Source organism: Janthinobacterium sp. BHSEK (genome assembly GCF_056174685.1).
In genome coordinates this window covers 1-8326 of the sequence record NZ_JBWBYV010000104.1, presented here as the reverse complement: position 1 = coordinate 8326, position 8326 = coordinate 1, and the positions used below count along the sequence as shown (strand labels likewise).

The 8326-nt window shown below is 61.0% G+C and carries 16 protein-coding genes; all 16 read right to left on the bottom strand.

All coding sequences use genetic code 11. The features are described from left to right. Window positions 1-296, bottom strand: a 296-nt coding sequence (locus AC0V2Y_RS26540) for a hypothetical protein (protein ID WP_475418395.1), incomplete at its 3' end; no start/stop codon positions are given. Next, window positions 296-1276, bottom strand: a complete 981-nt coding sequence (locus AC0V2Y_RS26535) for a hypothetical protein (protein WP_475417814.1) — start codon at window positions 1274-1276, stop codon at window positions 296-298. The genes AC0V2Y_RS26535 and AC0V2Y_RS26540, both read right to left, overlap by 1 nt. Beyond that, window positions 1273-1872, bottom strand: a complete 600-nt coding sequence (locus tag AC0V2Y_RS26530) for a hypothetical protein (RefSeq protein WP_475417815.1) — start codon at window positions 1870-1872, stop codon at window positions 1273-1275. The genes AC0V2Y_RS26535 and AC0V2Y_RS26530 overlap by 4 nt, the downstream gene beginning before the upstream one ends. Next, complete coding sequence (locus AC0V2Y_RS26525; RefSeq protein ID WP_475417816.1) at window positions 1869-2288, bottom strand: hypothetical protein; 420 nt, start codon at window positions 2286-2288, stop codon at window positions 1869-1871. Before AC0V2Y_RS26525 ends, AC0V2Y_RS26530 begins: the two co-directional genes overlap by 4 nt. Then, window positions 2261-2482, bottom strand: a complete 222-nt coding sequence (locus AC0V2Y_RS26520) for a hypothetical protein (RefSeq protein WP_475417817.1) — start codon at window positions 2480-2482, stop codon at window positions 2261-2263. The genes AC0V2Y_RS26525 and AC0V2Y_RS26520 overlap by 28 nt, the downstream gene beginning before the upstream one ends. After that, a complete protein-coding gene (locus AC0V2Y_RS26515; protein ID WP_475417818.1) occupies window positions 2479-2868 on the bottom strand; it encodes a hypothetical protein in 390 nt (129 codons plus the stop codon). The genes AC0V2Y_RS26520 and AC0V2Y_RS26515 overlap by 4 nt, the downstream gene beginning before the upstream one ends. A 10-nt stretch (window positions 2869-2878) precedes the next feature. Continuing rightward, window positions 2879-3679: a major capsid protein P2 gene (locus tag AC0V2Y_RS26510; RefSeq protein WP_475417819.1), complete on the bottom strand. Its 801-nt coding sequence runs from the start codon at window positions 3677-3679 to the stop codon at window positions 2879-2881. Between the two features lie 56 nt (window positions 3680-3735). Beyond that, complete coding sequence (locus AC0V2Y_RS26505) at window positions 3736-3858, bottom strand: hypothetical protein (RefSeq protein ID WP_268766380.1); 123 nt, start codon at window positions 3856-3858, stop codon at window positions 3736-3738. Window positions 3859-3962: 104 nt separating this feature from the next. Further along, complete coding sequence (locus AC0V2Y_RS26500) at window positions 3963-4664, bottom strand: hypothetical protein (RefSeq protein ID WP_475417820.1); 702 nt, start codon at window positions 4662-4664, stop codon at window positions 3963-3965. Continuing rightward, complete coding sequence (locus tag AC0V2Y_RS26495; RefSeq protein ID WP_475417821.1) at window positions 4651-5163, bottom strand: hypothetical protein; 513 nt, start codon at window positions 5161-5163, stop codon at window positions 4651-4653. Before AC0V2Y_RS26495 ends, AC0V2Y_RS26500 begins: the two co-directional genes overlap by 14 nt. A 3-nt stretch (window positions 5164-5166) precedes the next feature. Then, on the bottom strand, window positions 5167-5493 hold the full coding sequence (locus tag AC0V2Y_RS26490; protein WP_475417822.1) for a hypothetical protein: 327 nt from the start codon (window positions 5491-5493) through the stop codon (window positions 5167-5169). Between the two features lie 30 nt (window positions 5494-5523). Next, the gene (locus AC0V2Y_RS26485) at window positions 5524-5670 is read right to left on the bottom strand and encodes a hypothetical protein (RefSeq protein WP_475417823.1); all 147 of its coding nucleotides are present in this window, start codon (window positions 5668-5670) and stop codon (window positions 5524-5526) included. Beyond that, entirely contained in the window at window positions 5667-5819 is a 153-nt protein-coding gene (locus AC0V2Y_RS26480; RefSeq protein WP_475417824.1) for a hypothetical protein, read from the bottom strand. The genes AC0V2Y_RS26485 and AC0V2Y_RS26480 overlap by 4 nt, the downstream gene beginning before the upstream one ends. Beyond that, window positions 5816-7669, bottom strand: coding sequence for a replication endonuclease (locus AC0V2Y_RS26475; protein WP_475417825.1), 1854 nt, complete (start codon window positions 7667-7669; stop codon window positions 5816-5818). The genes AC0V2Y_RS26480 and AC0V2Y_RS26475 overlap by 4 nt, the downstream gene beginning before the upstream one ends. Then, window positions 7669-7938, bottom strand: coding sequence for a hypothetical protein (locus AC0V2Y_RS26470; protein ID WP_475417826.1), 270 nt, complete (start codon window positions 7936-7938; stop codon window positions 7669-7671). The genes AC0V2Y_RS26475 and AC0V2Y_RS26470 overlap by 1 nt, the downstream gene beginning before the upstream one ends. Further along, window positions 7938-8204, bottom strand: coding sequence for a hypothetical protein (locus AC0V2Y_RS26465; protein ID WP_475417827.1), 267 nt, complete (start codon window positions 8202-8204; stop codon window positions 7938-7940). Before AC0V2Y_RS26465 ends, AC0V2Y_RS26470 begins: the two co-directional genes overlap by 1 nt. Window positions 8205-8326 lie beyond the last annotated feature (122 nt).

Here is an 8326-nt window from a genome sequence, read left to right as displayed (position 1 = left end):
AAGGTCACGTTTGCCTTGCTCATGTAGTTGGTATCGTATTTCCAGACGCCCGCCGGGTAGCGCTTGGCAGGGATATTAATCACGCCTCCGGTCGCAGGCAAGGCCGCAATGGCCGCTTTCAGGCTCGTGTAGTCATCCAGGCTGACGGATTCGCGGGCCTTGTCTTGAAAGGATCGCGTGACGACATTTGCGCCAGCAGGGACGAAATTACGGCTGACGATGCCCGTGTCTGCCGCCGCGACGGACATGCCGGCCAGCAGGACGATAGCGCACCACAGATTGAGGATTCTTTTCATTACGCCACCGTTTGAATGTTGAGTGTGGACGCCAAACCGGCATCACAAATGCAGTACCAGGCCGCACCTGGCGCGTCCGACTCTAACCATGTCTCACCTGGCTGGATCAGCACGGCAGCGCTGGCGTACGCCAGGCCAGCACCGCCCAGCGCTACGGCATTGGCGCCGACATTGCGCACGCGGACACTGCGCCGCGCAGGCGCCGCCGCCAGCATGGCCGCTGCCGCCGCTGTCACGCCCACGGGCGCCACGTTGGTGACAGTAGCCGCCAGATATTCGCGCACCGCCGATTCCCCGGCCAGGCTGACGGCGAACGTCGTTCCCGCCTTTTGCGCTACCGGCACCGCCTGGGCATCGGTATTGTTGATTTTGATTTCGGGCAGGCTGACGGCGAACGTCGCCCCCGCCTTTTGCGTCACCGGCAGCGCCTGGGCATCTGTGTTGCCCACGTGAACCTCGAATACCTCGCCCGGCTTTTGCAGCACGGGGATAGCCTCCTCGCTGGTGTTGTCGATGGTCACGACGCCCAGCACGGGCGATACCGTCCCGGTGAAATTGACCGGTATCGCCTGCGCTACCGTGTTGTTCACGCGGATGCTGGCCAGGGATACGGGAATCGGCGTGGTGTTGCTGCTGGACGTCAGCGTGACGGGGATCGAGTGCGCCAGGTCATTTGTCACGTTGACGCCGGACGGGATGATCACCGCGCCGCCAGCCGTGCCGCCGAGCTGCACATCGTTGGTAGCCAGGAAGATACCCACCTCGCAATCGAGCGCCGAGCGCAGCAGCACGCCGCCGAAGTCTTCCGCCAGGCGAAAACCCGCCTGGCGGCCTGGAATGTATGGCGATGGCGTGCCCGAGCGCAGCAGGGCAATATCGACGCCCTGCCCTGTCGATACGGAATCGACGAGGATCAGGCGCCCCGGAATGTCGACGCGCATTTCAATGCCCGCCGACAGGCGGATTAACTGGTAACTCATGCTTTTCCCATTGCTTTGAAGGCCACCACTGCGACCAGGGCCAGGCCCACGCCGACGAGTACTTTTTGCTCACCGGCTTTGCTGTTGGTGTAGGCCGTTTCAATTTTGCCGCTCACGTCGCCGTAGGCATCTTTTACCGATTGCAGCGAACTTTTAAACACCGCGTCCGAGCGGGCGCCGGCGGCGGCCAACTCGTTTGCAGCACCCGCCGTAATATCCGCGGCGAATTTGAAGGCGCCACCGAGGGCGGCATCGTTCGACTTGAATGCGCTGTCGGAAACTGCGTTTGAGAATTTGTAGGCGCTTTCCTGCGCGGCGCGCGCCGTGTCCAGGCTGTCTTTCACGCTGGCCTTGATCGTGCCGAGCGCGCCTGTAACGGTGGAATCGGCAAATTTCAGTGCGCCATCCGTCAGGGCGTTGCCGAACTTTAAAGCACCGTCCACCGCGCCGTGGTCGGTTTGGGCAATCGACACATTGCCGATGCTGGAACGGCTGGCGACCAGATTAACGGACTCGCCAGCACCTGAAATCCGGTTATCCTGCGATTCCTGGGTCTGTGTTTGACTGGAATCGCTCTTGCTATCGCTTGAACTCATTTGATGTTTTTTCCCATGCAGTAGGCGTCAAGCACCCAGCCTTGTTTTTTTAATTTTCTGACCAGACCAGGGCGCCGCGTGCGCATCGTCAGCCGATCCGCCCCCGCGCCTGCCCCCTGTTGTTCAATGTTTGGCAGCACTGAGGCGACCAGATCGACGCCAGGAAGGCCGCCAGCGGCCGCCACGACGACGATTTCGCGCCCGTTGGCATGATCTACCGTCCGCAGTGCGTAACGCGCCACCACGGCCCCGCAACACACCACCTCGAACAACTGTGCGCCGCGCATGCCCGCTTCCATCGAACCCAGCCCGCCGCCCGTCTGCCGGTCTGGCCGGTAGGCGGCGGCATAGGCCGCCCGCGCCGCGTCATCGAGCACGCCTTCGCGGATTACGCCTTCTTCTTGAACAGCGCCCATGCCACCGCTCCCGCAATGGCCAGCATCAGCCAGGTTTTCGACGTCATGCCACTGCTTGCGCCCGCGCCGCTGTTGATAATCCAGTCGCCGCTACTGACGCCGCCCGATGCGCCGCCCTGCTCCCCGCCTTTGGCGCCGGACGTTGCAGTCGACGCCATTTGCAGCGGCGGCAGGGATGGCATGCCTGGCGTCATTTCTTCACCAGGAAAATCAGTCCGGCAGCGATGGCGGCCCACAGCAGCAGATTGTTATTGCGCACCTGTTGCACGGCTACTTGCTGCTGCACCGCCTGTTGCGGCGCGTTGGCCACAGCCGTGTATTTCTGCTGATCGCGGAACATGGCGTAATTGAGCGCCGTCGTCAGGCCGCCGAGTATCGCGCCGCCTGCTTTGGAATCGAAGAAGTCGCCAAAGCCGTTGCCGGTGGACGTGCTCGTTTCCATCGGCGGCGCCCCGTATGACACGTCCGGCAAGACCGTTCCGCCGAAGCCGAGCGCGTTGTAGGGATCGGAATCACGATCACCCGAGCCGAAACCGAGCGAGCTACTTGATCCGTATCCCATGAAGTCATCAAGATTCATGGCGCCCGCCTTATTTCAAGAGCTTGATGTCGGAAACGTAGTCGATGTACGCTTTCAGGCTGTCCGGCGCGTCCGTCGTGATGCGCAACAGCGCCTCGGTGATCTGGGACGTGTCGAGCATGTTCATCAGGTTACCGTCGCCGATGAAGTCGAGCACCAGCAAGTTAGTTTGCGGCACCAGGCGATTGCGCTTTTGCTGGTAGGTCAACTCGCCCACCGTGGCGCGAATGCGTGGCGTGCCATCGGTGCGCAGTTCGGCGGCCGTGATATGGCCGGTACTGTGCAGCCAAATGCGCTTGATCAAGCCGCCGTTTGCCATCACCGGCAGCATCACATCGTTTTCACCCACCAGCGTCAGCGGGACATTGAAGTCCTTGCGCTGCAAGACGTACGGGTTTTGCGTTTTATCGCGATGCTCCGTCATGGCCTTCATGTCGCTGCCAGCGGCGGCAGTGGTCTTGATTTCAAATTCGAACGTCAGGGACGCCAGCATGTTGCGCGGCAGCGCGGCCAGATACTGCGCAGCAGCACCGCCACGTGTATTTGGCTCCGTGAAGTCGATGGTGATGATATTCGGATCAACGAACACACCTTGATAGGCATCACGCACGCCAATCAAGGCGCCGTCATCGACAAAGAACGTCACACCGTTGGCTTTGCCTTCGATGCGGCCCACGTTGGCCTTCGTCAGACCGCCCGACAAGGCCAGATGAATCCGATCATAGGTTGCGTTATACGACAGTTTCAGCACCGCCGTGGCGCCCGGTTTGACGTTTTGCAGATCAATCGAGCGATCGTAATTGGAACTCATATTTTCTTGTCCTGATGGTGGTGTTTGTGAAAGTTACCGCTTGCCGATGGGCCGGGTTACTGGCCGCCCGGCAGGTAGACGCCGACGACGGGGATTTTCACAAACGATTTTTGGATGAAATACACACCGGCGAAAGCAGCCAGGGCGATCAGCGCGGTATGGATGGTGGCCTTGTTCATATTCGGTTCCTATGGGGTTATTTGTTCGGTATTAACAAGCCCCGATGCTGCCCGCCCCACAGGAAACCGGCAATAAGCTGTAACGGTTACGGTATCCGTTACCGTTACAGCGATTTATTCACCCCGCGCCGTGTCGAAAGGTCAGGATTTTTGTGAATAAAGTGGAAATTGGGCAGCGTGCGTATCTGTTGAAGTGGTTTTACAGCCACAGATTTACCGCCCGCTCCTGGCTCATACTGCGTTTGCAGGCCCAGTGAATCGGCCATCACCTTTGCGTCATTGTCGTAATTGACGCGGTAGCAACGGATTTCCGTGCAGTTGCCCAAAAAATCCTTGTCGATGGTGGCCGGGCGCTGGCTCGTGCCGATGATCGTCAAGCCCTGATGGCGGCCCGCCGTAGACAGGTTTTTCCAGGCGGGCGGCGACCAGCTGGCCATGGTGACGCGGCTCAACTCTTCCACCAGCACCGTGGCGCCGTTCAGTTCCCACACGATGCGGCAGAAGCGGTCAAACTGCGTCTTGACTTCCGCATCGCTGCCGGTAGGCACGTAGACGATTGCCTTTGCCCCGCTCTTGACCTGGGCGACCAGTTCCGAAATCTTGCCCGTGACCACGACGCCCTTGCAGAAACTGGCGTAATCGTCCGTCTTTTCCAGCGGCGACCAGACCAGCAGGCGCTGATACTTGCGCAGCAACTCGCCCTTGATGTACGAGGACTTGCCCGTTCCGCTGGCGCCGATGACGGCGATGATGTCGGCCTTGTTTCTCGTGCCCGCACTGGCGCGGCCCTGCTTAGGATGGCTCAACGAAGCCTCCCGGCGCCTGGCCCATCGGTGGCACTTCCGCCCCTGGCGTAATGTCCTTTTCTTCGCGTGGCCGCGCCTTTTCCTTGCGCTCCTTTTCCTCGCGGCGCGCCTTTATCGCCTGAAAAGTCGGCACCACCAGCGGCACGGATGCCACCGCCAATGCGATTTCAGGGCCGAAGCGCCCGATTACCTCACCGGCATTCCATCCGTACTTATCGGACACCGCAGCCATGCCCACGCCCCACTGGTAGCATTTCTCTTCCGTGTAGACGCCCGCCAGTTCCGGCATGGCCATGCTCAGCACCTTGCCGAACATGAAGGGAATTTGCCCCCAGGTCTGCGCCGGGTCGATGCCTGGCGGTTGCGGCGGGTCGATAAAGTCGGCGTCAGCCTGGGCCTGCGCCCGCTCCTCGCCCATGGCTTCCATGGCGATGCGGTCTAGCGGGTCGTTCGGATCGAGCTTGGGCGGTTCTGCCTGGCTCTCGTTCAAGTCGGCCATGGCCTATCCTTGTGCTAAAAGTGGTTGAAACCAGCCGCCCGGCTTTTTGACGGGCGGCACCTTGTCGGCGGGCGGCTGTTCCGGCGCCTTCGGCGCTGTCGCAGGCGCAGGCGCTGTAACGGTAACGGTATCGTCCGTTACCGTTACCGTTACAGCCCGCATGCGCTCCCGCAATTTGCCGTCGCGGAAATCGTTCCGGGTAAATGTCTGCGCCTGGCAGTTGTCGGCACAATGGATATACGCGTGGCCGTTCTTGTCTTCCTTGACGTGCGCGTCATGAAATCCGCACACGGGGCATTCCACATGCCCGATTGTTGGTTTTTTTGCCATGATGTACGCGGCCCGCTAGGCCGCGCCCGGTTATTTGCGCTTGGGCTTCGCCGCTGGCTTCTTCGCCTGGGGCTTGCTGGTGGCCGGCGCGGACGCCGGGGCTTTTTCCTCGTTCACGACGGAACTTTTCAGGTATTCCGCCTGCTGCTCAGGCGGCACGTAGGGATTGCGGTTCATTGCGTCACTTTCATCAGGTCTTGCCATTGCAGGTGAATTGCCAGTTTGCGAAAAAATGCCTTCGCCGGGCCTGGCAAGATGAACCCGTACTGCCGGTACAACGCGACGGCCTCGCGCTCAAGCGCCTGGCCCTGTTCGATATTCGTCACTGGTGATCCTTTTTCTTCGGTTTTTTGATGTAAAAGCGTGGATATGCGACCTCATGCCGGTCGCAAGCGCTCAGCGCCCGCGCCTGAGACTCAATGCCTGCTGCCCTCCCCTCCGTGCTGGTCATGAATTCCTGATAATCCGGGTGGTCAAATACGTCAAAATCTGCATTACCCCACCATGCGGAATCATCTGGCGGCCCTACCGGGGCAGGCATTGGCGCGTCAAGCTCCCACTTCGGCGCGCTGGTCGGCGTACAGTTATTGACAGGACTCCAAGGACGGCAAACCCGCACGTCAACAGCAACCCCGACGCGGCGCCACGTGAAGCGGGTAGAGGCGTACATCTGCGGCGGGCCGACGAATTCAGGATCAGGCTTGACGAACAGGCCCACAGGGCCGCGCCCGAACAGGCCATAACGCCCTGCCTCGGTGCGGGTCGCCTGCGCCACGCGCACCCTGTAGCCCCGCCCCATGTTGATTCCGCCCTGCGCCCGGATGTAGGCCGCCCAGGAGCATTTTTTCTGCCCGGCTATCTCGCCAGTTTCCTCATCCACCAAGTCAAGGCGGTTTCCAGCAAGCCAGATATCCTTGACGCATTCCGGCGCCTGCTCCACGACGACCTCAGCGACGCGGCGCCCTTCGCGGTACGGCGTCACGGGCGGCTGGCCGAACGCCTGAAACTGCCGGATGCCCCACACGCCCGCCCAGGCGTTGACGCGCATTTCCTTGGTGATAATGTCGCGCCCGTTCGCGTCTTCCTTGACGTCTTCGGCGTCAATGTTCTTGGCCGTGTACTTCATCATGTAGGCGGCGGCGCTGCCCTTCGCTGGGTCGAGCGCTTCAAATTTCACCCGGTGTTTGTCCGCGCCTGGATCGTTCGCGCCCTCTTGCAGGGCGAACTTGCGCAGGTTGCGCTTGAATATCTCGATATCGTCAGCAGGCATGAAAACCATCATGTGCCAATGCGTGCAGCCGTCGTGGTGCGGCTCAGCAACGCGGAACCCATACGGCGCGATGCCGTCACGGTCGTTCTGTGCGCGGGTGCGGCCCCACAGGTCGCGCAGGTACAACTGCGTTTCGCGTGGCGTGGCGCCGTTGTACTTCGGGTTCGGCATGCTGCTCGATTCCAGCACGGCATGGTAGGCGGCGGGCGCTGTCAGCGTGACGAACAGGCCAACATGACCGTTTTCAATGGCTATCTCGTCCACGCCGTCCATGCGCATCATCAGTTCGTCATGACGGATTTTCGGGTTTGCCGTGCTCTTGTCGGCCAGTTCATCGAGCGCGAACTCTTGCCCCGTTTCCATGTTGCGCAGCACTGTGTTTTGCAGCACTTTCTTGTTGCGGCGGCGCTGGCCGACACGGCTTTTCGCCGCCTCGTCGCTGCAATACTTGCCCTTGCGGCTCGATACGAAGCCCAGGCGCATTGCAGCATGTTCACGGGCGCGGCCATGGACGACGCGCAAGTTTTTCCGCCACCATGCTGGATCGGTGTAGCGCTTGACGGCCTGGCGATCATCCTTGATGGTGCAGACGTCCATATCGTACATACGCACGATCAGTTCGACGCAGACGCGCAGGGTTTCCGCGTCATGGGCATCCAGCGCGACATTCATGCACTCGTTTGCGCACCGCTCAGCCAGCATCGTGAGCTGGGCCTCGGTGCTATCCAGCGGCAGCGGGCAGGCCGTCACCTCGTCCAGCATTGCCGACAGGCGCTTGTAGCCCTCAGGCATGGCGCCGATCGTGCCCGCCTGCGCCGCATGCAACTCGCGGTAGGCAGGGATACCCCAGCGCAGGGGCAAGCCCTTGACGCTACGGATACCGTTTTCTTGCTGGATGGTCGGCATCAGTGCAGTACCGTCGTGGTGCGCGTCGTCACGTCGCTGTCATTCATGCACGACTCAGCCACGGACAAGTGCGTCATCATCGAGCGCAACGCGGCAGTGATGCGGGCGCGCTCGATTCGGGTGAAGGCCGTCAATTCGTCATTGGCGCGGGCGTCTGGCATATCAGCGAAGGCCAGTACCAGGCGGCGCACCGGATGCGGCAGCAGCAGCCAAATCGTGATGCGGGCCTCTTTCCGGCTGTTTTTTGACGACGTGGCGGCGGCTGGCATTATCGTTTCCTCAGCAATTGCGTGCGGATCAGGTGCGCGATGACGGTGCTTTGTTTTTTGCCCTTCGACGTGAGCCAGGTCATGAACTCAGCGTGAAGCGCTTCCGGTAACTGGACAGTCATGGGCACAATGCCATTACGCGCCATGTAGGCGCGCTGGCGGGCGGCAGGGTCGGCATGGAGGGCCGGACGCCCCCGCCTTTTCGTCACTGGTGGCGGTTTGATGCCGGGCAGTTCCAGCGTCTGCGTGTCATCTGCCGTTCTCATTTCGGGTTTTCCAGAAAGTGCAAGGCGGCGTCCAGGCTTGCAATTCGTGCCCCATACTCACTCATGCCTACTTGCGTAACTGGCACCAAAATCAGACGGCGCATGTTGTGCAACTCCCTCAA

What these genes read in the sequence shown, in the direction of transcription:
- AC0V2Y_RS26475 (WP_475417825.1), bottom strand. Translation starts at nt 7,669, where the DNA reads ATGCCGACCATCCAGCAAGAAAACGGTATCCGTAGCGTCAAGGGCTTG.
- AC0V2Y_RS26490 (WP_475417822.1), bottom strand. Translation starts at nt 5,493, where the DNA reads ATGGCAAAAAAACCAACAATCGGGCATGTGGAATGCCCCGTGTGCGGA.
- AC0V2Y_RS26510 (WP_475417819.1), bottom strand. Translation starts at nt 3,679, where the DNA reads ATGAGTTCCAATTACGATCGCTCGATTGATCTGCAAAACGTCAAACCG.
- AC0V2Y_RS26485 (WP_475417823.1), bottom strand. Translation starts at nt 5,670, where the DNA reads ATGAACCGCAATCCCTACGTGCCGCCTGAGCAGCAGGCGGAATACCTG.
- AC0V2Y_RS26470 (WP_475417826.1), bottom strand. Translation starts at nt 7,938, where the DNA reads ATGCCAGCCGCCGCCACGTCGTCAAAAAACAGCCGGAAAGAGGCCCGC.
- AC0V2Y_RS26525 (WP_475417816.1), bottom strand. Translation starts at nt 2,288, where the DNA reads ATGGGCGCTGTTCAAGAAGAAGGCGTAATCCGCGAAGGCGTGCTCGAT.
- AC0V2Y_RS26520 (WP_475417817.1), bottom strand. Translation starts at nt 2,482, where the DNA reads ATGACGCCAGGCATGCCATCCCTGCCGCCGCTGCAAATGGCGTCGACT.
- AC0V2Y_RS26530 (WP_475417815.1), bottom strand. Translation starts at nt 1,872, where the DNA reads ATGAGTTCAAGCGATAGCAAGAGCGATTCCAGTCAAACACAGACCCAG.
- AC0V2Y_RS26535 (WP_475417814.1), bottom strand. Translation starts at nt 1,276, where the DNA reads ATGAGTTACCAGTTAATCCGCCTGTCGGCGGGCATTGAAATGCGCGTC.
- AC0V2Y_RS26515 (WP_475417818.1), bottom strand. Translation starts at nt 2,868, where the DNA reads ATGAATCTTGATGACTTCATGGGATACGGATCAAGTAGCTCGCTCGGT.
- AC0V2Y_RS26505 (WP_268766380.1), bottom strand. Translation starts at nt 3,858, where the DNA reads ATGAACAAGGCCACCATCCATACCGCGCTGATCGCCCTGGCTGCTTTC.
- AC0V2Y_RS26465 (WP_475417827.1), bottom strand. Translation starts at nt 8,204, where the DNA reads ATGAGAACGGCAGATGACACGCAGACGCTGGAACTGCCCGGCATCAAA.
- AC0V2Y_RS26495 (WP_475417821.1), bottom strand. Translation starts at nt 5,163, where the DNA reads ATGGCCGACTTGAACGAGAGCCAGGCAGAACCGCCCAAGCTCGATCCG.